This window comes from Bradyrhizobium sp. Tv2a-2 (genome assembly GCF_000472425.1).
Classification (GTDB): Bacteria; Pseudomonadota; Alphaproteobacteria; order Rhizobiales; family Xanthobacteraceae; genus Bradyrhizobium.
The window spans coordinates 222,801-246,210 of record NZ_AXAI01000002.1; the positions used below are offsets into that span (position 1 = coordinate 222,801).

23 protein-coding genes are annotated in these 23,410 nt (G+C 63.4%); 11 read left to right on the forward strand and 12 right to left on the reverse strand.

Annotated elements, in window-relative coordinates; all coding sequences use genetic code 11:
- Position 1 precedes the first annotated feature (1 nt).
- From A3AI_RS0104535 to A3AI_RS0104545, 3 genes are read left to right on the forward strand one after another with little or no spacing between them, the layout of a single operon-like run.
- The gene (locus A3AI_RS0104535) at positions 2 to 718 is read left to right on the forward strand and encodes an ABC transporter ATP-binding protein (protein ID WP_024514431.1); all 717 of its coding nucleotides are present in this window, start codon (positions 2 to 4) and stop codon (positions 716 to 718) included.
- Complete coding sequence (locus A3AI_RS0104540; protein ID WP_024514432.1) at positions 711 to 1,436, forward strand: ABC transporter ATP-binding protein; 726 nt, start codon at positions 711 to 713, stop codon at positions 1,434 to 1,436. The genes A3AI_RS0104535 and A3AI_RS0104540 overlap by 8 nt, the downstream gene beginning before the upstream one ends.
- A gap of 31 nt (positions 1,437 to 1,467) precedes the next feature.
- Entirely contained in the window at positions 1,468 to 2,457 is a 990-nt protein-coding gene (locus tag A3AI_RS0104545; protein WP_024514433.1) for an acetamidase/formamidase family protein, read from the forward strand.
- A 174-nt stretch (positions 2,458 to 2,631) separates the two neighbouring features.
- On the opposite strand, the gene A3AI_RS0104550 is transcribed toward A3AI_RS0104545, so the two are convergent.
- Together A3AI_RS0104550 and A3AI_RS0104555 are read right to left on the reverse strand one after the other, a co-directional pair.
- Positions 2,632 to 3,234 (reverse strand): ANTAR domain-containing response regulator, encoded by a 603-nt coding sequence (locus A3AI_RS0104550; protein ID WP_024514434.1) that lies wholly within the window; start codon positions 3,232 to 3,234, stop codon positions 2,632 to 2,634.
- Complete coding sequence (locus A3AI_RS0104555; RefSeq protein WP_245286831.1) at positions 3,231 to 4,448, reverse strand: transporter substrate-binding domain-containing protein; 1,218 nt, start codon at positions 4,446 to 4,448, stop codon at positions 3,231 to 3,233. The genes A3AI_RS0104550 and A3AI_RS0104555 overlap by 4 nt, the downstream gene beginning before the upstream one ends.
- Positions 4,449 to 4,769: 321 nt before the next feature.
- On the opposite strand from A3AI_RS0104555, the gene A3AI_RS0104560 reads away from it, so the two are divergent.
- The 8 genes from A3AI_RS0104560 to A3AI_RS0104595 all read left to right on the forward strand — a co-directional run bounded on the left by A3AI_RS0104560 (position 4,770) and on the right by A3AI_RS0104595 (position 13,479).
- A complete protein-coding gene (locus A3AI_RS0104560) occupies positions 4,770 to 6,287 on the forward strand; it encodes an amidase (protein ID WP_024514436.1) in 1,518 nt (505 codons plus the stop codon).
- Positions 6,288 to 6,447: 160 nt separating this feature from the next.
- The gene (locus tag A3AI_RS0104565; RefSeq protein ID WP_024514437.1) at positions 6,448 to 7,671 is read left to right on the forward strand and encodes a transporter substrate-binding protein; all 1,224 of its coding nucleotides are present in this window, start codon (positions 6,448 to 6,450) and stop codon (positions 7,669 to 7,671) included.
- Positions 7,672 to 7,741: 70 nt separating this feature from the next.
- A complete protein-coding gene (locus A3AI_RS0104570; RefSeq protein ID WP_024514438.1) occupies positions 7,742 to 8,608 on the forward strand; it encodes a branched-chain amino acid ABC transporter permease in 867 nt (288 codons plus the stop codon).
- Positions 8,605 to 9,675: an ABC transporter permease subunit gene (locus A3AI_RS0104575; protein WP_024514439.1), complete on the forward strand. Its 1,071-nt coding sequence runs from the start codon at positions 8,605 to 8,607 to the stop codon at positions 9,673 to 9,675. The genes A3AI_RS0104570 and A3AI_RS0104575 overlap by 4 nt, the downstream gene beginning before the upstream one ends.
- 4 nt (positions 9,676 to 9,679) lie before the next feature.
- Positions 9,680 to 10,402: an ATP-binding cassette domain-containing protein gene (locus A3AI_RS0104580; protein ID WP_024514440.1), complete on the forward strand. Its 723-nt coding sequence runs from the start codon at positions 9,680 to 9,682 to the stop codon at positions 10,400 to 10,402.
- The gene (locus A3AI_RS0104585; protein ID WP_024514441.1) at positions 10,399 to 11,109 is read left to right on the forward strand and encodes an ABC transporter ATP-binding protein; all 711 of its coding nucleotides are present in this window, start codon (positions 10,399 to 10,401) and stop codon (positions 11,107 to 11,109) included. The genes A3AI_RS0104580 and A3AI_RS0104585 overlap by 4 nt, the downstream gene beginning before the upstream one ends.
- A 38-nt stretch (positions 11,110 to 11,147) precedes the next feature.
- Positions 11,148 to 12,662: an amidase gene (locus A3AI_RS0104590; protein ID WP_024514442.1), complete on the forward strand. Its 1,515-nt coding sequence runs from the start codon at positions 11,148 to 11,150 to the stop codon at positions 12,660 to 12,662.
- Positions 12,663 to 12,723: 61 nt separating this feature from the next.
- A complete protein-coding gene (locus A3AI_RS0104595) occupies positions 12,724 to 13,479 on the forward strand; it encodes an SDR family NAD(P)-dependent oxidoreductase (protein ID WP_024514443.1) in 756 nt (251 codons plus the stop codon).
- A gap of 27 nt (positions 13,480 to 13,506) precedes the next feature.
- On the opposite strand, the gene A3AI_RS45115 is transcribed toward A3AI_RS0104595, so the two are convergent.
- The 10 genes from A3AI_RS45115 to A3AI_RS0104645 all read right to left on the reverse strand — a co-directional run bounded on the left by A3AI_RS45115 (position 13,507) and on the right by A3AI_RS0104645 (position 23,405).
- On the reverse strand, positions 13,507 to 14,253 hold the full coding sequence (locus A3AI_RS45115) for a class I SAM-dependent methyltransferase (protein ID WP_024514444.1): 747 nt from the start codon (positions 14,251 to 14,253) through the stop codon (positions 13,507 to 13,509).
- Positions 14,254 to 14,343: 90 nt separating this feature from the next.
- Entirely contained in the window at positions 14,344 to 14,514 is a 171-nt protein-coding gene (locus A3AI_RS47230) for a hypothetical protein (protein ID WP_156927629.1), read from the reverse strand.
- 157 nt (positions 14,515 to 14,671) lie between these two features.
- Entirely contained in the window at positions 14,672 to 15,790 is a 1,119-nt protein-coding gene (locus tag A3AI_RS0104610; RefSeq protein ID WP_024514445.1) for an endo-1,4-beta-xylanase, read from the reverse strand.
- A complete protein-coding gene (locus A3AI_RS42180; protein ID WP_024514446.1) occupies positions 15,787 to 16,197 on the reverse strand; it encodes a hypothetical protein in 411 nt (136 codons plus the stop codon). Before A3AI_RS42180 ends, A3AI_RS0104610 begins: the two co-directional genes overlap by 4 nt.
- A gap of 7 nt (positions 16,198 to 16,204) precedes the next feature.
- Positions 16,205 to 17,431 carry a glycosyltransferase family 4 protein gene (locus A3AI_RS0104620; RefSeq protein WP_024514447.1) on the reverse strand — a complete coding sequence of 409 codons (1,227 nt, stop codon included), beginning with the start codon at positions 17,429 to 17,431 and terminating at the stop codon, positions 16,205 to 16,207.
- Between the two features lie 9 nt (positions 17,432 to 17,440).
- Positions 17,441 to 18,718 carry a glycosyltransferase family 4 protein gene (locus tag A3AI_RS0104625; RefSeq protein ID WP_024514448.1) on the reverse strand — a complete coding sequence of 426 codons (1,278 nt, stop codon included), beginning with the start codon at positions 18,716 to 18,718 and terminating at the stop codon, positions 17,441 to 17,443.
- Positions 18,715 to 19,509 (reverse strand): WecB/TagA/CpsF family glycosyltransferase, encoded by a 795-nt coding sequence (locus A3AI_RS0104630; RefSeq protein ID WP_024514449.1) that lies wholly within the window; start codon positions 19,507 to 19,509, stop codon positions 18,715 to 18,717. Before A3AI_RS0104630 ends, A3AI_RS0104625 begins: the two co-directional genes overlap by 4 nt.
- Before the next feature lie 275 nt (positions 19,510 to 19,784).
- Positions 19,785 to 21,224, reverse strand: coding sequence for a lipopolysaccharide biosynthesis protein (locus tag A3AI_RS0104635; protein ID WP_024514450.1), 1,440 nt, complete (start codon positions 21,222 to 21,224; stop codon positions 19,785 to 19,787).
- A 3-nt stretch (positions 21,225 to 21,227) separates the two neighbouring features.
- Positions 21,228 to 22,277, reverse strand: a complete 1,050-nt coding sequence (locus A3AI_RS0104640) for an acyltransferase family protein (RefSeq protein ID WP_024514451.1) — start codon at positions 22,275 to 22,277, stop codon at positions 21,228 to 21,230.
- Positions 22,278 to 22,307: 30 nt separating this feature from the next.
- A complete protein-coding gene (locus A3AI_RS0104645; protein WP_024514452.1) occupies positions 22,308 to 23,405 on the reverse strand; it encodes a glycosyltransferase in 1,098 nt (365 codons plus the stop codon).
- Positions 23,406 to 23,410: the final 5 nt, after the last annotated feature.

Below are 23,410 nucleotides of genomic sequence, written 5' to 3' on the forward strand. Positions count from 1 at the left end.
GATGGCGCTGCTCGAACTGCGCAGGCTCAACAAGCATTTCGGCGGCCTGCACGTCACCAACTCGGTCGACCTCGCGCTCGATGCCGGCGAGATCCATTGCCTGATTGGCCCCAATGGCGCCGGAAAGAGCACGCTGTTCAGGTTGATCCTCGGCGAATATCATCCGGGCAGCGGCGATATTTATTTCGCGGGCGAGAACATCACGCCGCTTAAATCCTTCGCGCGCATCCATCGCGGTCTGTCCGTGAAATTCCAGGTGCCGGGTGTTTTCAAAGGGCTGTCGGTGCGGCAGAATCTCGAGATTGCGCTGCAAAGCCGCCATCGCGGCGTCGGGCTCGAGCGGGAGATCGACGGTCTGTTGTCGTTTCTCGGGCTCGCGGCGGAGCAGTGGCAGACCGCTGGCAATCTCAGCCACGGCCAGAAGCAGTGGCTCGAAATCGGCATGGCGATCAGCCTGAAGCCACGGCTTCTGCTGCTGGATGAGCCGACGGCCGGCATGTCGCCGGAGGAGACGTACCAGACCGGCGAGATGGTGCAGCGGCTGAACGCGGAGGGTATGACCGTGCTTGCCATCGAGCACGACATGGCGTTCGTGCGGCAGGTGGCGCAGCGGGTAACGGTGTTGCATCTCGGGCAGGTGTTCGCGCAGGGCTCGATCGACCAGATCGTCGCCGATGAGCGCGTCGCCGCGATCTATCTGGGGCAGGCCCATGGATAGGGAAACACGCAAGGAAGTGCTTCTGACCACGCTGGGCTTGCGTGCCGGCTATGGCGGCAAGCCGGTGCTGCAGGGGCTCGAGATCGAGGTGCGGGAGACCGAGATCGTCGCCGTGATCGGTCGCAATGGCGTCGGCAAATCGACCCTGATGAAGAGCCTGATCGGGCTGGTGCCGGCGATGAGCGGCTCCATCGTCTATCGCGGCGAGCCGATCGAGCTGTTGCCGGCACACAAACGCGCGCGCCTCGGCATCGGCTATGTACCGCAGGGCCGCGACGTCTTTCCCCGCCTGACCGTCGGCGAGAACATCGCCGTTGGCGCGGCGATCAACGGCGACATCCCGGAGGAGGGACGCAAGCGCGTGGTGGACGCGTTCCCGATCCTGGAGGAGCGCTGGCACCAGCGCGCGGGCACCATGTCCGGCGGCCAGCAGCAGCAGCTTGCGATCGGCCGCGTACTCGTCGCCGATCCCCATCTCATTCTGCTTGATGAGCCGTCCGAAGGCATTCAGCCGAACATCGTTCAGGACATCGCCCGCAACATGGTCGAGCTCAACCGCAAGACGGGCGTGACCATCATCCTGGTCGAGCAGAATCTGGACATGATCCGCGCCATGGCGCAGCGCTGCTACGTCATGGACAAGGGGCGCATCGTCGCCAGCCTCGACGGCAGCGCCCTTCATGATGAAATGGAAATGCGACGCCACCTCGCGGTGTGAGCGTCCGGAGCCGACAACAGAGGAGACCACCATGGCATGGCTGCAAAATTCGATCATGGCCCGCAGGGGCATCGCCAAGGGCGAGCGCGGCGTCCATCACATGATCACCGAGGCGGATCAGGGCAAGTATCACTACGTCTACGGACCCTATGTGAAGCCGGTCCTCACCGTTGATCCCGGCGCGGTCGTCTCCGCCGAGACCCATGATGCCTTCGAAGGCGCGATCAAGCACGAAACCGACAGCCCGTCCAAGATCCTCAATTTCCCCTATCTGAATCCGCAGAACGGCCCGGTCTGGGTCAACGGGGCGGAGAAGGGCGACACGCTCGCGGTCCATATCGAAAGCATCGTCCCGCGCGGCCCGCAGCCGTGCGGGACGACCGTGATCATGCCCGAGTTCGGCGGCTTGGTCGGCACTGGGCAGACTGCGCTGCTCAATCCGCCCTTGCCGGAGCGGGTCAAGAAGCTCGAGATCGACGTCAAGACCGGCACCAAGTGGAACGAGAAGATCACGCTGCCCTATGAACCGTTCATTGGCACGATCGGCACGTCGCCCGAGATCGAGGCGATCTCCTCGCTGCAGCCGGACTACTACGGCGGCAATATGGACCTGCCCGATGTCGGTGTGGGCGCGGTGATCTACCTGCCGGTCAATACCAAGGGCGCTCTGCTTTATGTCGGCGATTGCCATGCCGCGCAGGGCGATGGCGAGCTCTGCGGCGTCGCCATCGAGCATCCGACCGTGACGACCCTGCACATCGATCTCATCAAGGGCTGGACCATCGCATGGCCCCGGCTCGAGACCTCCGAGTTCATCATGACCATCGGCTCGGCGCGACCGATGGAGGATGCCGCGCGCATCGCCTATCGCGAGCTGTGCCGCTGGATGGCGGCCGATTACGGCTTCGATGAGATCGAAGCCTACATGCTGCTGACGCAGGCCGGCCGGGTGCGGCTCGGCAACATGGTCGACCCGAAATACACCCTCGGCGCCTCGATCAAGAAGTCCTTCCTGGTCTAGAGCACTTCCGGTTCTGATTGAATCAGAACCGGAGCTCTAGATTCTTGTTTTGACGCGTTTTCTTCACGCGAACCGGTCTCCACTTCGCTCGAAAACACTCAAGGCCTTCGCCATGCGACTGCCGCACAGCTATCGCGAGCCGATCAGGGAGCGGCAGCCGCCAGCCTCATAGGGTCAAGCCGTACGGCTGGACCGGTTCGGCATGCCGCCGAGTGCGATGATGTCCGCGCTCAACTGCTCGACCGTCGTGCGATGCCGCATCGCGGTCTGCCGGATCAGCGTGAATGCATCGTCTTCGCAGAGGCCGTGGTTGCGCATCAGCTGCAGCACGGCGCCGAATACCACGCGGCGGGCGCGGATCCGGTCCTCGAGCTTCTCGACATAGGCGGCACCCTCGCTGCGCCGCTGCGCGCAATCGAAGGCGACCACCAGTGCCGTATAGAGGCCGGCCGAACGCAGTGGCTTGATCAGGAACGAGGTGGGCTGCAGGTCGAGCAGCCATTTCAGCCGGCTGGGAGTTTCGGTGCCGATCAAGGCGATCACCGGCACGCTTGTTTTCAGCGGCGGGGCGCTGTCGGGCTTGATCGGAATGCTGTCCGCGTCGAGGACAATGACATCAATCCCGGTGTCCGGAACCACCAGGGCTTCCGGATCGGTCTCGGCCACCGACATGCCGAGCCGGCCGAGCTGCCGGCGCAGAATGGACATGTCCCGCTCGTCTCGCATGATCATGAGCGCGTGCCGGCCGCGCACGGAGAAAGGCGATGGTCTCGTCATGTCACGACACGCAGATGCGTTGGCCGCCGCGCGGTCGCATCCCCTTGCTTGTCCGGCCGGGCGCCGACCGAGGCGAAATCGAGATGGGAGAGGTAGGGGTCGGGGCGTTCCGGCGCGTCAGCCTCCCAGAAGATCTCGAACCGGCAGCCGTCCACGGCGCGGGCGAGCCGCGGCGTGAGAAAGCAATGATTGTTGTCGGGATCGACCCAGACTGGTCCTTGTGGCGAATTGTAGCAGTCGTTGGCGGCAGCGCGCCGAACCGCGGCAACGTCGACGGAGCCGGCTCGGCGGATCGCCCGTGCCAGCAGCATGATGCAGACATAGGTCGATTGGCTGTCCACGGAGACATGGCTGTCATCGCCGTGACGTGCCTTCCAGCGCGCGACGAAGGCCTGGTTCTCCGGCTCCTCGATGCTCTCGAAATAGGCTGACGAGGTGATGCAGCCGACCGAAGCGGCGGGCCCGATCATCTTCAGCTCCGGCTCGCAGAGGCTGCAGCTCAGCACGGGAATGGACAATCCGGCCCGTGCCGAGGCCGCGTGAAGCGCGCGCATGAAGCTGTAGCTGGATTCCCCGACCAGCGTATTGAAGACAGCCGGCGGCCTGCGGTCGATGATCTCGCCGACGATGTGATCGACCGAGATATCGCCAAGCTCCAGTAGCCGCTCGGCGAGCAGGCGCCCGCCGGCCGAGGCGACGAGGTCGCGCAGCACGCGGTTGGTTTCCCAGGTCCATACATAGTTCGAGCCGGCGCAGAACACGTCGCTGGCGATGTGTTCCAGCATGTGGCGTACCAGCGGCACCACCGTGTGGTTCGGCGCTGCCCCGACATAGATCACATTATCGCTGCTCTCGAAGCCTTCATAGCGCGCGGGGTGCCAGAGCAGGCGCTCGGTACGCTCGACAATCGGAATGACCTGCTTGCGCGAGGCCGAGGTGTAGCAGCCGACGATGTGGTCGACGCCCGCGCTGCGGATGAGGTCCTCGCATGCGGCATGGTAGGCCGGGACGACGCCGCCGGGATCGCGCAAGTGTGGGGTGAAGGTAAAGTCGAACGTCGCGCTCTGGTTGATCTCGTCGACGGCCATCAAGGCGCTCTTTTCCATCTCGCGCCCCATCATCGCGTAGGGGCCGGAACGGGAAAAGACGAGTCCCAGAGGGATCGACGGTTTTGTCATCGGCTCGGTCCGAAAGCCCTGTCTCAGCCTTTTCATCACACGTCATCGCAAGCGCCTCGATCGGTCACCTCCTTTGACCGATGCGGCTGCGCGCCAATTGTGCGGCGCCCGCTCAAAAAAGGAGCCCGCGTCAGATTGACAAGCCAGACGAGACTAAGACACAATCCTGTTCCACGTAAATACGTGTGCAACGAAACAGTCCCGCGCAGCCGACGACGTCTGGGTGACGACCTCCAAAATTTCGTTCTGGCACGTAGATCGACATTCATAGCTAAGGCAGTGAAGCCATTCGGGGCCCTCGCAGGCCACGGGTGGCTTGTTTCGTTTGCGTGCCGAACGGGAAGGAACGGGTGAAACATGGCGGTTCGTGTCCCGACGCTGGAGCAGATCAATCATCTCGCCTCCGGCTTCGGCCTTGTTCTCACCGCGGATGAGCTTGCCGCTTTTCAGCAGGCCTTCAAGGGACCGATTTCCTCCTATGGCCGGCTCGATGAGATGGTCGCCCCGAGCCTTGCGCCGGTGTCGCCGCGCTCGCCGGGCTATCGACCGCCGCCATCCGAAAATCCCTACGGCGCCTGGTACTGGAAGACGGACATCAGAAGCGGCAGCGATGGGTTATTGAGCGGCAAGAAGGTCGCGATCAAGGACAACATCTGCGTCGCCGGCGTTCCCATGATGAACGGCTCGGCCCTGCTCGAAGGCTATGTGCCGGAATTCGACGCGACCGTGGTGACGCGCATTCTCGACGCTGGCGGCACGATTGCCGGAAAGGCCGCCTGCGAAGACCTCTGCTTCTCGGGCGCAAGCCACACCTGCGCAACCGGTGTGATCCGCAATCCGCATAATCCTGCGCACAGTGCCGGCGGCTCCTCCGGCGGAAGCGCCGCGCTGGTCGCAAGCGGTGAGGTGCCGATGGCACTCGGCGGCGACCAGGGTGGCTCGATCCGTACGCCCTCGAGCTGGTGCGGCGTGTACGGCTTGAAGCCGACCTGGGGCCTGGTGCCGACCACCGGCTCGATGCCGATCAGCTATTCGGTCGATCATTGCGGGCCGATGTGCGCCTCCGTCGAGGATGTCGCGCGGCTTCTGACCGTGATCGCCGGCCATGACGGCTGGGACACGCGCACCATCGCCGCCCGAACCGGCAACTATATGGGTGCGCTGACCAAGCCGGCACGGGGCCTGCGCATCGGCATCCTGCGCGAGGGCTTTGGCCATCCTGAAAGCGACCCCGCGGTCAACGAGAAAGTCAGGCAAGCGCTCGGCCAACTGGCCAAGGCCGGCGTGGAAAGCACGGAGGTTTCCGTGCCCTGGCATCTCGACGGGCCGCATGTCTGGAGCGGCGTGATCCTGGAAGGCGCGGCCGAGATGATGCTCAAGGGCTACGGGGTTGGCAACAATGTGCAGGGCTATTATCCGCTCTCCATGCAGGAGGCGCTCGCGCGCGGCATGAGCAGCCGCATCAACGACGTCTCGCCAACGGTGAAGCTGGTGCTGATGCTGGGCGAATACATGCATCGCAACTATCACGGGCGCTATCACTCGAAGGCGCAAAACCTGCGCGGGTCGCTGCGCCGCGCCTATGACGAGGCCCTGGAGACATTCGACGTGCTGGCGATGCCGACCATTCCCTTCACGGCGACGCCGATCCCGTCGGCCGATGCGCCGCTGAACACGATCATCGACGTCGCGCTCAACATGCAGGCAAACACCTGCTCGTTCGACGTATCGGGGCATCCTGCCTTCACGGTGCCATGTGGACGGGTCAATGGTTTGCCGGTCGGGCTGATGCTGGTTGGACGCCATTTTGAGGAGCCAACCCTGATCCGGCTCGCCCAGGCCATCGAGGCCGGCAGTGACTGGAAGCTGAACTAGGCTATGGGTCGGCGAAGGGCTCGAGCGAAGAGAACGCGATGCCGCTTTGATGACAATCGGCTCGCGCAGGGTCGCGTACGGCGGGCGAAATTCGGATACTGGCGTGCGATTTGCACGGAATTTGAGAACGGATCGAAAAGAGTGTGGAGGGCTTGAGGCAATGACGATCAATCGCAGGACGTTCTTGAAGGGCACGGCGGCGACCGCTTCCGCCGGACTGTTTTCCTCATCGGCTTGGGCCGAAGATCCAATCGGCGTCGCCAGCATTCATGATCTGTCCGGCGGGCTCGACATCTACGGCAAGCCGATGGTCGACGCGCTGACGCTCGCCATCGAGGAAGCCAATGCCGCGGGCGGGTTGCTGGGACGCCAGCTCAAGCTGATCAATTATGACACCCAGTCGAACATGCAGCTTTACACCCAGTTCGCGCAGCAGGCCGCGCTCAAGGACAAGGTGGCCGTCGTGCATGGCGGCATCACCTCCGCCTCGCGCGAGGTGATCCGCCCGGTGCTCGACCGCTTCAAGACGCTTTATTTCTACAACACGCAGTATGAGGGCGGCGTCTGCGACCGCAACCAGTTCGACACCGGCGTCACGCCGGCGCAGACCGTCGAAAAGCTCGTCCCCTATGCCATGAAGAAATGGGGCAAGAAGGTTTACGTGGTCGCCGCAGACTACAATTACGGCCAGATCACCTCGCAATGGGTGAAGAAATACGTCATGGAGAACGGCGGCGAGGTCTCGTCGATCGACTTCTTCCCGCTCGACGTCACCAATTTCGGCCCGACCATTTCCAAGATCCAGGCGGCAAAGCCCGACTTTGTCTGGTCGGCCCTGGTCGGGGGCGCCCACATCTCCTTCTACCGGCAATGGGCGGCAGCCGGCATGCGCGCGAGCATCCCGATGGCGTCGACGACGTTCGCGGTCGGCAACGAGCACATCGTGCTGTCGCCGGAGGAATGCAACGGCATGCTGGTCTGCTACAATTATTTCCAGGACCTGAAGAACCCCGTCAACGAAGCCTTCGTGGCAAGCTTCCACAAGCGCTTCGGCGCCGATTACCCAAACATCACCGAGCTCGCGATGGGCACCTATCAGGGCTTCCGGCTGTGGGCCGAGGCGGTGAAGAAAGCGGGAAGTGTTGACCGCCTGAAGGTTATCGACGCGCTGGAGACCGGGATCAGCATCGACGCACCCTCGGGCAAGGTGACTATCGACCCGCCGACGCACCATTGCGTGCTCGATGTGCACATTGCCGAGGTCAGCGACAAGAAGCTGAAGGTGCTTGAGGATTTTGCGCAGCAGAAACCGGCGGATACGGCCGCAGTTTGCAACCTGATCAAGAACCCGAACGACAACCAGCAGTACGTGATCAAGATCTGAGGGGATGGGCACGAGCCTTTCGGCTCGAAGCAATCGGGACGTTGAAGAGTTTGGCAATAGGAAAGTGAACGTGGATCTCGTTGCTCTTCTCGCAATCCAGGTCCTTTATGCTATCGCGAGTCTTGCGCTGATCAGCGTCGGGCTCGCGATCATCTTCGGCATGATGCGGGTGATCAATCTCGCCCATGGCGAGTTCCTGATGCTCGGCGGCTATGCCGCGATCGTCGCGACCAGCCACGGCATCAGCATCTGGCTTTCAATGCTGGTGGTGGCGCCGATTGTGGTCGGCATCATCGGCGTGGTGGTCGAACGCACCATCATCCGTTTCCTGTATGGCCGCATGATCGACACCATGCTCGCCACCTGGGGGCTGAGCCTGCTGCTGGTCGGGTTGACCACGGCGATCTTCGGCAACACGACGGTGGGCATCTCCGCGCCGCTCGGCAGCATCCAGATCGGCGCCTATCGTACCAGTGCCTACACGCTGTTCGTGATCGCGGTGGCGGTGGTGACGCTGGGCGCCATCTTCGCGGTGATGCGCTGGACGCGGCTCGGCCTGATCGCACGCGGCACCATGCAGAACGCCAACATGGCGGCGGCGCTCGGCGTCAATCCGCCGCGCGTCTACGCCGTCACCTTCGGTGTCGGCGCCGCGCTGTCGGGCCTTGCCGGCGCGGTGCTGGCGCCGGTCTCCGGCGTGTTTCCGACCATCGGCGTCGCCTATGTGGCGAAATCCTTCATCACCGTGATCGGCGGCGGTGCGGCCATCTTGAGCGGCACGGTGTCTGCATCCGCCCTGTTCGGCGCGATCAACCAGATCGCGACCTTTGTCACCACGCCGGTGTTTGGCGAGGTTGCCTTGCTTGCGGCCGCGATCGTGCTGATCAGGCTGCTGCCGCAGGGCATCACCGGCCGCTTCTTCCGGAGAGGGCTGTGAGCGCTCGTCATCTCAACCTTCTGGGTCTGGCGCTGGTCGGCATCATCGGCCTTGCCGTCATGTGGCTGACGCCGCGGTTCGCCGAACTCGACACCGTGCTCGATCTCACGGTTTACATGATCATGGCGATCCTGGCGCTCAGCCTTGCGTTGATCTGGGGCTATGGCGGCATTCTCTGCTTCGGGCAATCGGCCTTTTTTGGGCTTGGTGCCTATACCTACGCGATCGCGATGTTCAACATGGGCGAAAGCACGGTGCCGTTGCTGCTCGCGATCGTCCTCCCGGCCGCCTTCGCCGCGCTGCTCGGCTATTTCATGTTCTACGGCCGGATCAGCGATGTCTATCTCGGCGTTATTACGCTCACGGTGACGCTGATCCTGTTCAATTCGGTGAACTCCACCGCGGGTCCCGAATTCCATATCGGTGCCGCGCGGCTTGGCGGCTTCAACGGCATCCCGGGAATTCCCCCGCTCAATTGGCCGTTCAACAAGACTGCGCCGATCGATCTCGAGGGCATGTTCTATCTCTCGACTGGCGCGCTGCTTCTGACCTATTTCGGATTGCGGCTGCTCTTGGCGAGCCAGTTCGGCCGCATCATCGTCGGCATCAGGGAGAACGAACGGCGTGCCGAGCTGCTCGGATACGATCCGCGCGCCTACAAGCTGGCCACCTTCACCATCGGCGGCGCGCTGGCCGGCTTTGCCGGCTGCCTGTTCGCCAATTGGGGGAACTTTGTCAGCCCGACCATTTTCGGGCTCGCGCAATCCGCGCAGATCATCATTTGGGTGATCGTCGGCGGGCGCGGCACGCTGATCGGCCCGGTCATCGGCTGCATCGGCATCCAGTGGCTGAGCGCGGCGCTCGGCGCGAACCAGCCGAGCGGCAGTTCGGACTTCTGGTCGAAGATCTTTGCCAACGCACCGCTGATTCTCGGCGTCATTCTCATCGCCTTTGTGCTGCTGGTGCCCAAGGGATTGGTGCCCACGCTCGGCGATCTCGGGCAGATGCTGCTGAATGGGCGGCGCGAACGCAAGCAGCGCGGCCTCGCGCCGCAACAGGCGGAGTAGGGCGATGGCCGAGCCGCTGCTGCAGACCCGCGATCTCTCGATGCATTTTGGCGGCGTCAAGGCCGTCAACGACGTGAACTTCACGCTCGCCCAGGGCGAGCTGCGCTGCCTGATCGGCCCGAACGGCGCCGGCAAGAGCACCTTCTTCAAGATGCTGACCGGCCAGCTCGAGCCGACCCGTGGAGAGGTGCTGTTTCGCGGCAACGACATTTCGCACGCCCATGCCCACACCATCGCGCGCATGGGGATTGGCATCAAGACCCAGGTGCCCAGCGTGTTCGACGGCTTGTCGGTCCGCGAGAATATCTGGCTTGCGGCAAGCCGCCTCAATTCGCGCGAGCGCGCCCGGCGGCTGGTTGACGAGATGCTGGCGCGCATCGGATTGACGCAAGCCGCGGACCGTATCGTCGGCCAGCTTGCGCATGGCCAGCGTCAGTGGGTCGAGCTCGGGCTCGTGTTGGCGACCGATCCGGAGCTTATCCTGCTCGATGAGCCGGCCGCCGGCATGACCCATGAGGAGGTCCAGAAGACCGCCGAGCTGGTGCGCGAAATCAACCGCACCAAGGCGCTGATCGTGGTCGAGCACGACATGCAGTTCATCCGCATGATCGCCAAGCAGGTCACGGTCTTCAACCGCGGCAGCATCCTGGTGGAGGACTCGGTCGAAAATATCCTGCGCAACCCGCTGGTGCGCGATATCTATCTTGGCAAGCAGGCCGCCGCATGATGCTGGATGTACAGGGACTCCGCACCGGCTACGGCCGCATTCCGATCCTGAACGGGATCAGCTTTGCGGTCGGCGAGGGGGAATTTGTCGGCATTCTCGGCCATAACGGCATGGGCAAGACCACGCTGTTGCGGGCGTTGATGGGCTTTCTGCCGGCGACGGGTGGCTCCGTGCAGTTTGCCGGCACCGATGTGACCGCGCTCGAGCCCTATCGCCGCGCGCGGCTCGGTCTCGGCTACGTGCCGCAGGGCCGCGACATTTTTCCCGGCCTGTCGGTCCAGGACAATCTGCGCATGGGCTGCAGCAAGCAGCCGGGCTCCAGCGAGACCGAGACGATCGAGACGGTGCTGGACGAATTTCCGCGCCTGAAGACTCTGCTCGATCGGCCCGGCAGCGCGCTGTCCGGCGGCGAGCAGCAATTGCTGGCGATCGCGCGCTGCCTGTGCGGCAAGCCGCGCCTCATCCTGCTCGACGAGCCGACCGAAGGCATCCAGCCCTCGATCATCGATGAGATCGTCGAGACGTTGTTGCGGCTGCGCGACAGCAGCGGCCTCACCATGATTCTGGTGGAGCAGAACCTCGACTTCATTGCCGCGCTGTCGCAGCGGATCCTGATGATCCAGAAGGGCAGGATCACGCAGGAAGTGAAACCGGACAATCTGCACAATGCGAGCCTGATCGGCGAGTTCATCGGAATTACCGCCTAAAATCGATCAACCGAACAACGACCACAGGGAGAACAGCCATGGCAGTCAGACGTCCCACTCTCGATCAGCTGCGCAGCGTTGCCGAGGATCTCGGCATGCACATGAGCGACGCGGAGCTGAAATCCTATGACGGCCTGATGCAGGCCAACTACCTGGCCTATGACGCGGTCGATGCGATGGCCGATTACGTGCCCGCGGTCAAATATCCGCGCACGCCCGGCTACCGGCCTGATGGCGAGGAGAACAAGTACAACGCCTGGTACATCAAGACCGAGATCAAGGGTGCTCCGAACGGCAAGCTCGCCGGCAAGAAGATCGCGCTCAAGGACAATATCTCGCTTGCCGGCGTGCCGATGATGAATGGCGCCTCGACGCTGGAGGGCTATACGCCCGACACCGACGCCAGCATCGTGACGCGTATGCTGGATGCCGGCGGCACCATCGTCGGCAAGGTGCATTGCGAATATTTCTGCTTCTCTGGCGGCAGCCACACCTGCGCGGCGGGCCCCGTCCACAATCCGCACAAAATGGGCTATTCCGCCGGCGGCTCGTCCTCGGGTAGCGCGGTCGTGGTGGCGCTCGGCGAGGCCGACATGGCGATCGGCGGCGATCAGGGCGGCTCGATCCGTATTCCGGCGTCCTTCAGCGGCATCTACGGCATGAAGCCGACATACGGCCTCGTGCCCTATACCGGCGTGATGCCGATCGAGCTCACGCTCGATCACACCGGCCCGATGACGCGTACGGTGCGTGACAATGCGCTGCTGCTGGAAGTGCTGGCCGGTCCTGACGGTCTCGATCCGCGGCAGGGCGCGCCAAAGGTCTCGAGCTATACGGAGGCGCTCGGCTCTGGCGTGCGGGGGCTGCGCATCGGCGTGGTGCGGGAAGGCTTTGGCCATGCGAGCTCGGAAGCCGAGGTCGACGCCAAGGTCAAGGCGGGCGCCGATCTGTTCAAGAAGCTCGGCGCGACAGTCGAGGAGATCTCGGTGCCGATGCATCTCGCCGCGCCCGCGATCTGGCTGCCGATCGCCGCCGAAGGCGCGACCGAGTTCATGATGAAGGGCAACGGCATGGGGACCAACTGGCGCGGTCTCTACAACACCACGCTGCTTGATGCCCATTCGGCGTGGAGGCACCGCGCCGACGAGCTGTCGGACAGCCTCAAGATCACGATGCTGCTCGGCCAATATTTCACCAAGCATTATCGCGGTCATTTCTACGCCAAGGCGCAGAATCTCAATCGCAAGCTGCGCGCCGCCTATGATGCGGCGCTCTCCAGCTACGATCTCCTGCTGATGCCGACTCTGCCGATGACGGCGACGCCGCTGCCGCCGGCCGACGCGCCGCGCGAGCTCTATATCCAGCGGGCCTTCGAGATGGTGCCGAACACCGCACCTTTCAACGCCAGCGGACATCCGGCCATGAGCCTGCCCTGCGGCATGAGCAACGGCTTGCCGATCGGCCTGATGCTGATCGGCAAATACTACGACGAGCCGACCATCTATCGCGCCGCCGCCGCGTTCGAGGGCGCGGGCGACTGGACCAAGATGTAGTCGATCGGGCGGCCGGCGCGAGAGGGCGCCGGTTGCCCCTTTTCACCTGATGGAGGCGTCGATGGATCTCGGGCTGAAGGGAAAGAACGTACTGGTGACCGGTGGCAGCAAGGGCATTGGGCTTGCGATCGCTGGACTATTCGCCGATGAAGGCGCCAATGTCGCGATCTGCGCGCGCAATGCCGATGATGTCGCCACGGCCGTGAAGTCCCTCGCGGCAAAAGGCGTCAAGGCGTCGGGGAGGGCGATCGATGTCGCCGATCCCGCGGCGCTGAAGGCATGGGTCGAGAGCGCAGCCTCCGAACTCGGTGGCATCGACGCCATCGTCTGCAATGTCAGCGCGCTCGCCGTGGGCGACACGCCCGAGACCTGGGAGAAATCCTTCCGCACCGACATGATGCACACGGTCAATGCCGTGGCGGCAGCAAAGCCCTATCTGGAGAAATCGAAATCGGCGTCGATCATCGTCGTTTCCAGCGTGTCCGGCTTCGAGGTCGATTTCGCCGCGGGCTCCTATGGCGCCATCAAGGCGGCCTTGATCCATTATTCCAAGGGCCTCAGCAACCAGCTTGTGGCCAAGGGCATTCGCGTTAACGTCGTCTCGCCTGGCAATACCTATTTCGAGGGCGGTATCTGGCACAACATCGAACACGGCAATCCCGATCTGTTCAAGACGGCAATGGCGCTTAACCCGACGGGCCGCATGGGAACGGCCGAGGAGGTCGCAGCCGGCGTCGTCTTCCTGGCAAGTCCGCGGGCGAGCCGGATCTCCGGCACCAACCTGATTGTCGACGGCGCGTTGACGAAGGCGGTGTAGCCCGCGACATCGGCGCTGGCGCGCCCGTCATGTCCGCGTCGCCAGCCCACCGGCGGCCAGGCCTGACGCAGCGGTCTCCGATGGCGTGAACGCCGGTGACGGCTTGATGTCGCCGGCAATGATCACCCTGCCTCTGAAAATACGCGTTGCGCGGGACTCGAAATAGCCCCGCACCTCTTTCGTGTAGAAACCGATTTCCGGCTCCGCGTTGAACTCGAGCGCGATCGTACCGCCGGGTTTCAGGTAATTCTTCTGGAGATCGTTGAGAAAATAATCCCACTCTTCCGGTCCCCACAGATTTTCCGTCTTGTGCCCATTGAAGCAGATCTGGTGCGCGGTGATGACGTCGAAGCGCTTGTCGAGAATCGGCAGGTTCTTGCGGGGCTCGATTCTGAATCCGGTCCGCGGAATGCCGAACAGGGCGATCATGTCGCGGTAGAATTCGTAAGTCGGAAGATCGATGCCGTGGACGTCGTGACCGAGATGCTTGCAGCAATAGAGAAAGTAACCGGCGCCACAGCCGAGATCCAGCACTGCGCGCGACGAGCCCTTGTCGAGCCCGAGCTCGATCGCCCGCATCATCTTCGACCGCAGCCAGAGCTGCTTGTCGAAATATTTGTAGCTGTCATAGCCCTCGGAGCTGTGACTGGCGATCACCTGGCGGAACCTCTCCTGGTCGATCGCCGCGTCAGCCTTCCCTGCGAGGGTGCGGGCACGGAGGAAATTGGAGAGGTCGGCGACTGAATACTGCAGACGTGTAGTGCTGAAAACCATGACGGGGCTCCGTTGGGGCGATGTATCGGCCGCGGAACGATCGTGTGAGAACAGGCGGGAAACGGCACGGCCGCCGTTGTCCACCTTGAACTAATCCTTCCAGGGTCTGAAGCTCCTGGTGTCGCCGGGGCCGAGACCGCCAAGATGGCGCAGCACGTCGTCATAGCCGCGGTCGGTGGTCTTGTAGGTCAAGGTATCGTCGATCTCCTTGCCGTCGCTGGTCAGGCGCAGATGCAGGGTCAGAGAACCATCGTCTTGCATCGTGGCCGATCCCGTGAATGGCATGGACGGCCTTGCTTCGGACGGTGAAGGCTTGATGTCGTCACCGAGAGCCGACCGGCTAGCGCCAGGCAGCGCCAAGACCAGGAGAAGACATCCGCCGGCGAATCGCATGGATTTATCTCCCGCTTTGCTGCCTTCAGCGCGCCTGACCGCTTGTGGATGTCGCGGAGCGACCGACGGCCTCGAATGACTGGGCGATCGCATTCCAGAGCGGCTTTGGTTGCATCTTGTCGTCATATGGAAGTGGCCTTGCCGGGCGCGCATTTTTGTAATTGGCCATTCCGCGATAGAACGAATAGTTGTCGGCCAGCTCCCAGGTGATCAGCGCCTTGACCGCGGGATGTCGCAGCGTCAGCTGCAGGAAATCCTGCGCAGTCTTGGCGACCGCCGCATCGCGAGCGGCGACGTCGTCCGGGAAGGTGCCGTCATAGACGTCGAATTCGGTGATGTAGATATCGACGCCGAGGGCGCCGAGCTGGTGAAGGAATTCGTCGAAGCGGGCCGGATCGTGCGGGTATTGCGGTTGCAGATGCCCCTGCAGGCCGACGACGTCGAGCTTGACGCCGGCATGTTTGAGATCGGCGACGAGCTTCAACAGCCCGCTGCGCACGGCGAGCCCGACCTCGTCGTCGCGCTCGGTCTGCGCTTCGTTCAGCACCAGCTTGGTTTTCGGGTCGATCTGCGCGGCGCGCAGGAAGGCGCGGCGGACGTAATCGGTGCCGAAGGCGTCATACCAGGGGCCGAGCCGAAAGCCGCCCGGCGCGCGATGCCCCGGCCAGAACGGCTCGTTGACAACGTCCCATGACTGCAGTCGCCCCGCATAATGCGCGACCACCTCCTCGATATAGGCATCGAGATAGGCGCGCCGCTCGTCGGCGGTCATGTTCTTGATCCAGTCGGGCACCCATTCATTCCAGATCAGGCAATGCCCGCGCATCGCGATCCCGTTGCGGTCGCAGAAGGCAAGCAACCGGTCGGCCGTCTCGAAATGCTTCGGTCCCGGCTGCGGCGCGATCCGGGCCATTTTCAGCGCGACGTCGGTGGTGATGATCTTGGTCTGCGTGACATAGAGGTCGCGATAGGCCGGGTCCTTGTCGATCACCTCCGCAGCGGCGGCGCCGAACAGATAGCCGTTTTGGGCGGCGATCGCGCCCAGGCTCGCGGGTGGCGCCGCCGCGATTGCGGTCCGGCTTCCGCCGGCAGCAAGGCCGGCGACCGTCAGCTGCAAGAGGTCGCGACGCGAAAATGAGCTCATTGGGCAAGACCCTTGATCTTCGGGCAGGAGGTGGACGAGGTCGAGGAGATCCTGACGATGTCGGCGAGCGACTTGTCTGCCGCGAGCTCGCGCCGGGTGAGGAAGTGCAGCGTCGAGCGCGGATAGGCGTCGCAGAATTGCGAGAGTGTCGCGGCTGTTGCCGCAATCGTGTCCTGTTTCGGAATCACGGCGATGCCGCCGTCCTGCAGGACGTAGGCATCCTTGACATTGGCCATGGCCGCGGTCGCCAGGCATTGCTTGAACAGATGGTCGTATTCCGTCGGCGGGCGCATCAGCTCACCGCCAAGGCCGCCGAGCAGATAGGTGCGGCTTTTGTCGCAACTATCCGCGTAGGCCGGTGAACCGGCCAGCGCGAGAAGGATGGCGATGAAGACGGGTCTCGTCATGCGACCCTCAAGCCGGAAAAGCCGGCCGCGTGGAATTGAGCCGGCGCGCCCGATGCGCGCCGAGCGACTGGTAAGCGGCATCGGTCTCGGCCGCAGCCGGCTGCGCCAGCCCATAGGTCTCCGCAGCGCAACGCTTCCATGATAAGTGCCGGCTGTGCGCGACGGCGCCGTCTGCGAGCGCCGACCTTGCGGCGGCATCGCTTGCCAGTCGGGTGAGCGCTGCCGTGATGTCATCTCGCGACGGCGGCACGAGCAGTCCCGTCCGGTCGCCGGTCACGGCATCGCCGACGCCGCCGATGTCGGTTGCAACGCTGGGCAGCCCCGCGGCACCAGCCTCGAGATAGACCAGGCCAAATCCTTCCACCCGCCCGGAGGATTCAGGCAGGCCGGTGAGGCAGAAGAAATCGCTCGCGCCATAGAGGTCGCGAATCTCGGGGTCGGGAAGCCGGCCCAGGAAGCGAATGTCGCAATCGAGACTTGCGGCCGCGGCGCGCAATTCCAGCACATAGTCGCTTTCGCCGTCCGGTCCGATCACCAGCCAGGTCAGTCGGTCGCGCAGCGTCGGAGCCAGCGCGGCGAGCGCCGAGAGTGCCAGCAGATGGCCCTTGCGCCGGGTGAGGCGGGCGACGGTGATCATCACGATGCGGTCAGCCGAAATTCCGTGAGCCTTGCGGGTGACGGCGCGTGTCGCCCGCTCGCCGAACCAGAATTCCGACACACCGAGCGGAATGGCGTGGACGCGATTGGCATCGATCTCAAATCGCCGGCGGAACAGGTCGCGCGTGAAGCGGCTGTTGGCTGCGATCGTCGTTCGCCTCCCGAATACGCCGGCACAGCGGATGGCGAGCCGCTTCAGCGGCACCTGGGTCTCGTTGATCTCGGTGCCATGGACGGTCATCAGAATCCGGGCCGGCGTCAGCCCGCGCGCAAGCGCGACGGGAATGAAGAACGGCCAGTCGGCAGCGTGGACGACGTCGAACTGGCCGGATGCCATGCGACCGCGTGCCAGCAAGATCTTGGACGGCAGGTCCCGCATCGAATGTGCGCCGCCTTTGAAACGCTGGACGCCGAACGGCAGGCCGCGGTCGTCAGCCCCGTTGTCGCGGCCATAGTCCGGCGCAACCAGCGTCACGTCCGCGCGGAGTTCGGTCGCGGCGACCGCAATCTCGCGGGCATAGGTGCCGATTCCGCCATTGATCGGCGCAAATTCGCTCGTGAGCAGGAGTATCCTCAAGGCATCACCTCAGTAGACCGACGGGGTGAGCGCAATTCGCCGCGCATCCTGGAGCTCCTGGTGATAGCGGAAAACGCGAGCGAGCTGCTTCGACGGCGTGAAGTCCTCGATGGCGTCGGCGATCCGCGCATGATCCGTCTCGCCGCGGCCGATCGCGTCGCGCACATCCATGAACCGATCCGCAAGCGTCTCTGCCAAGTCCTCGGTCGGGCCGGAGCGGCGGACAAGGAAGCCGCTGGTGCCGTCATGGATCACGGATTCAAGCTGCGGCAGATGCATGGCGACAACGGGGCGCCCGACCGCAAGCGTTTCGAGCACGCAGCGGGGCATGCCTTCGAATTCGGAAGTCAGGATACCGGCATGCGCGAACGCGAGGGTGGCCGCCATTCCGGCTGCATCCTTGAAGCCATGGCGAACGGTGATGTCCTCGACGGCTGAAAATTCTGGAAAGCGTTGCGGGTCGCTGGTTCCGATATAGTGAAACTCGAGCCTGCCATCGAGACGTCGGCGCAGACGGTCGAGCGTCCGAAACATCAGCGGAGGATTCTTGAACTCGTCGAGCCGGCCGGCGAAGACAACGCGAAATGGGGCGAGTTCCTGCGGGAAGGGGGTTGGTCGGAAAATATTGGTATTGACCCAGGTCCATAGCGTGTCGATCTTGCCCTTCTGACGCGGATAGGTTTTCTGCAGCCGCTCGGTGATGAACGGGTTGACGCAGAGGAATTTTGCGCTCGTTGCGACCGCAAAGCGCTCGCCGGCATTGTGCACGAACCAGTATCTGCGGAGCAGCGAGTCCATCTGTAGTTTGGGCACGCCCTCGCCGTGCAGCATCTGCACGAAGGGCAGGCGGGTTATGACCGGAAGCCAGGAGTACTCGACGCGGCGCAGGTCGATGGTGCAGCGTCGCGACCGGATCAGCCGTGAGATCGGGCCGAAATAGCGCAACAGCGCCAGGAAAAACTGGCCAGTCAGCGAGGCGCGAATGGTGCGGGACGCCTCGCGCGCCTGCATGTCGGAGAAATGCACAATGGGCACGAAGTCGAAGGTTCGGCCGCGAAAAGTCAGCCTGTGAACTTCGCCGAGCTTCAGGTCGCCCCTGGAATCCACGCCGATGAAGAGCAGATCCGTGTCGTCAGGATGAAAGGTGATGAAATCCCTGATATAGGTCTCGAGACCGCCAACCTTCTCCCCGCGGGGATCAAAGGGATGGATCAGGCAGATCTGATAACGGGGGCGGACGCGGTTGGCGTTTCGTGCGCGCAACGCCAGGGTCATTGTCGAGGTCATGCGGCCTTCCTTATCCGTGCGGTAACAATCTGTGGAATGGTGCGCGCCACGAGCCGCGGGACAACCGCCATGCATCGCGCATAGCGCGGCGCCAGGCGGCGCGGGTCATTCAGCATTCGCCAGGCCCATTCGAGCCCGATCTTCTGCGTGATCGATGGCGCTCGCTTCTGCGTGCCCGCGATGAAGTCGAGTGCCGCGCCGATGCACAGCATTCCGGTTCCGTCGAGCTCGTCGATGCAGCGCGCGGCAAAGACTTCCTGGCGCGGCGCACCGAGCGCCACAAAGCAGAGCTTCGCACCGGAGGCGCGGATGCGATCGATCGCGAGGTCCGCTTCGCTCGAATAGGGATCAAAGTTCATGCCCGGCGCGTAGGTACCGGCGATCCTCAGGCCCCGAAACCTTTCAGCGAGGCGCTGCGCGGTCAATGACAGCGTCTGCGCGTTGGAGCCCATCATGAAGACGGGAAGACCTCTGCGCCGTGCTTCCCGGCAGAGAGGCTCCACCAGGTCGGCGCCCGTCGTGCGCTTGATCGGAGTGCCGATCAGATGACTTAGCATGACAATCGGAAAGCCGTCCGCAGTCACGAAACGCGCACGGCGATAGGCGGCGCGGAAGTCGGCACGTTGCTCCAGCTGCACGACGTGATCGAGGTTAAGCGTACAGACGCTGAAATTGTCGCCGCTCTGCGCGGCCGACACGATGGAGGAGACTGCGTCAGGAAGCGACGAGACATTGATCGTGATCCCGTCGATAGTGAGATTGCGCTGTGGTTGCGCGTGAGCGTCCAACATGTCGATTCCCTGATGACGGCTGCAAGAACGAACACATGCATAAAGTAACGATGCTGTGCCCACCGCCGAGGCAACGGGAACCAGGAGTCGAAAAGCACTCGCAACGAACGTCGCATAAATAACCCAACTATTGCATCCAACTATTGCGTCGCAACGATGGCGATGCCGTCACGCAGCATGATCAAGTTGTCGGCAGCGCGATCATCATTGGCAGCTCTCCGACGAAGACTTCGTTACGCAGTAACACTTCGCGCGTGTCGTCGCGTGGAACCACTTCAAGACTCCGACTGCCGTTGACGCAGCTTCATCAGCCTGAACAAGAATTGCGCATAGAACACGCCGAGTGCGGCGACATAGACTGCACCGCCCGCGACGACATGCCCGATCAGCGCGAGCATCGACGATGCTTCAGGAAGCATCCTCAGAAGCGCGGCCATGATGGCGGTGGCGGCGATAAGCGGGACGAGATGTTCCATCGGCAATGTCAGGCCGAAGCGCGAAAATGCGATCACAAAGCTCGTGATCGCGGCAATGAGGGCGGCGACGACTGTTGCCCCGGCCGCGCCGCTCAGTCCCCAATAGTGCACAAAGGTGTAGCTGAGCAGCACGGTGACGCTGGCATCGATGGTGGCGACAACGGCCAGAAGTTTTGTCCGGTTGTGCAGCAGGAACGTCTGATCGACGAAATGTGCACGCAGGCTGCGGATGGAGCCGGCGAGCACCGAGAGCGGCAGGATAGCGAGCGTGACGGCCTGGAACGACGGCGCGATCAGGAGATGAACGATCTCGACGCGCAGCATGAAGATGCCGGTGATGCAGGGAGCCAGGATTGCGATCAGCAGGGCGCTGTTATCAGCGAGTTGGCGCATGGCGACTTTGCTCCCGTGCCGCTCCATGCTGTTGACCGCGATCGGGAAGGCCGCTGCCGTCACCAGCATGGCCGCGAAGGTCGCCGCGCGCTGGCCAAGCCCATAGCCCACGGCGAACAGGCCGGCAGCCGCCACGCCCAGCATCTCGTTGACGACAAAGCGAGACGCGTTGAGCCCGACCCAGCCAAGCGCGCCGCTGAGGATCAGCGGCGTCCCGTAGTGCAGAGCGTGATTGATGATATTGCGATCGAGCGGCCACAGGCCACGGCCTCGGCCCAGGCGCGGAAACACGATCACCGCAGCGGCGAGCTGGGCAACGGCGTAACCAGCAAGGGGCCAGGCCGGGGAGCGATCGATCACCTGGATCAGGAAGAGGCCGATTGCGAAACCAAGCGCCGGGCCCAGCGTGACCTGGATGGTGTAGATGCCGATCTGATGGCGGACCCGCGCTCGCTCGCCGATATAGAGGTTGAATGTACGGGTGATGACGTAGGCAACTGTCGCAACGGCAAGTCGTGTGTCGGCATCCGGCGCGATTACCGTGAACAGCATCACCAGCACAGCCACGCTTTGAATGATGGACGACGCGAGCAGCAGGGTGTTTTCGGTGCGATAGAAGTGCGCCGCGTTCCCCTCCTCCTGATGGCGGCCGAGGAAACGCAGGGCGTATTGCGACCACCAGGCGAGAAACGCGATTTGCAGGAGCTCGTGGGTCGCGGTGACGAGCGTGATGACACCAAGCGTCGGCTCGTCGACGACATGGGTCCAGACGATCATCGCGACAAGCTGGGCGAGTGGGCCCACGACCTGCGCAGGCAGGTAAAGCAGGGTGTTCCGCAGCAGCATCGGTCAGGCTCCCAGCCAGCGGTGGAGACGGGCGGGCACGAATTCCCTGACCAGGATCAGGGCGGCGATGCTGGCTGTCGCCGCCGCAACATAAGTGATGGCGGAGGCCGCAGCCGGGCCCAGCGCCCGCAGTCGCGCGTGATCGCGCAGCAACATCACAAAGAAGATATGCCAGAGATAGATGAAGTAACTGCCGGAGCCGAGCGAGGCGATAAAGGGAAACCGGGCATCCAGTGCAAGAAACAGGCAGCAGGCTAGCGCGGCATAGCCAAAGAAGGCGATCGAATCGTAGTCGGCAGCATCGCCCACCGAAAACAGCCGCACGGCTGCATATACAATGTATGCGGCGGTCGTCGCGCCCAGGAGCAGCGTGCGCTGGTTCGCAAGAGCCTGCCTGACTTGGAATTCGCCCAGCAGCGTGCCCAGCGCCATGAAGGTGAACCAGAAGGGAATGTCGCGCATGCGCACTTCCTCGACCAGGCTTTCAGCGAGACCGGAGCGAAGCAGCAGCGGATCGAGATAGCTGCCGGCGACAAAGCCGAAGACGACGGCGAGGAGAAGCAACGCCACGCGGCGGCTGTCTGATCGCGGACCGCGGCTCGTGATCGTGAAGATCAGCCAGAGGGCGACCGTGCAGCCGACATAGACGAATACGTAATAATAGACGAAGAGGTAGGCGAGGCCGAATCGCGCAAGCGTCGTCGTGGCGCGATGGTCCATCGCCGGATTATGCAGCGCCATGTAGATGTAGGCCGCAGCGAATGCGATCGCGTAGGGGACCAGCGCAGCCTGCAGGCGCTTGCCAAGCGGAACCTTGCCCAATACGGCAGTTAGATAGCCGGAGACGAACAGGAAGATTGGCACGCATGGCCGCAAGGCCGCGTCGATCGCCGTTTGCCAAGCGTTCAGGGGCTGTTGCAGCGAATGGATGCCGATCACCATCAGGATGGCGACGCCACGCATGGTATCGATGCCGATATCCCGGGTCGTAGCCCCCGCGCGCGCCTGCAATTCGGCTGTTGGAAATGTGTGGTGAGCGGCCAAGGGAGTCATCTGGTGCCATCCCGCATCTACTTTTCGTTCTCAGTGTTCGGCGATCCGGTCGGCCCGATGGGGTGCCGGCGCGGGTGCGCCGTCCCTGGCAAGTCTCGCGATCAGTGTCACGACGGCATCGCGGTCGGCGCGTGCGAGTGCGTTCCAACGCGCGAGGTTCTCGGTGCCCAGCGCGACGTAACGTGAACGCCACGCGCCATCCGCGAGCATGCCGGTGATTGTTGTGGCCGCGGTCTTCGGCTCGGACGGATCGACGAAGATGCCGGACTGGCCGAGCACCTCGCGGAAGATGGCAGCATCCGGCGCGACGATCGGCAGGCCGGCATATTGGGCTTCGAGCAACGGCAGGCCGAGACCTTCCTCGTGTGAGGTGCATATGAAGATATCGGCTTCCGTAAGCAGGGCCCGTACGCGGTCGTCGGGGCGGTAGCCATGCAGCGTGACGCCCGGGAGGCTCTTGAGAATGTCCCAGTCTTCGCCCCAACCCCGCCTTCCCAAGATATCGAGCGTGACATTGGGACATTCGAGCGAGCGTAGCGCCGCGGCGATCTTTGCCGCCGCCAGGAAATTCTTCCGCGGTTCGACCGTTCCCAGCGCAACCAGCCGCAGGGTGCGGCGGTGGTCCCGGCGATGATCTTGGCGGTCCGCACGGCCGTCTGCATTGAGGCCGAAGACATTGCGCACGGGAGGCCGGTAGAGCGTGATTGCGGCGTCGGGGCGACAATGCGCGGCGAGTTTCTCGCGCGTGTCGTTGGAATTGGTGAGAAAGCGGGGATAGCGGCGCAGTGCCAGCCGGAACGGCGCGGCCATGTAGAGGCGGGCGCGCAAATTGAGATCGGCTGGCCGCGACAGCAAGAAGATGTCGTGGATGTAGGGCAGCACGCGCGCCGCAAATGGCCGCAGCAACGGGCTCGGCGGAAAGCCGGGGCACAGCAGCAGCGATGACGATGTCGCAAGTCGCAACGGCAGCCGGAAGGTCTGGCGCAGGATCATTTGCCTGCTGCCGCGTGCCGTGACGGGAACGACATCGAGGGGTGCAAGGGCCGAGCGAGAGAACAATTCGAGCGTGACGCGTTCGAGGCCGGTGACGTGGCGTCCGAGATGGGTATGGTCGACATAAATCGTCATGCATG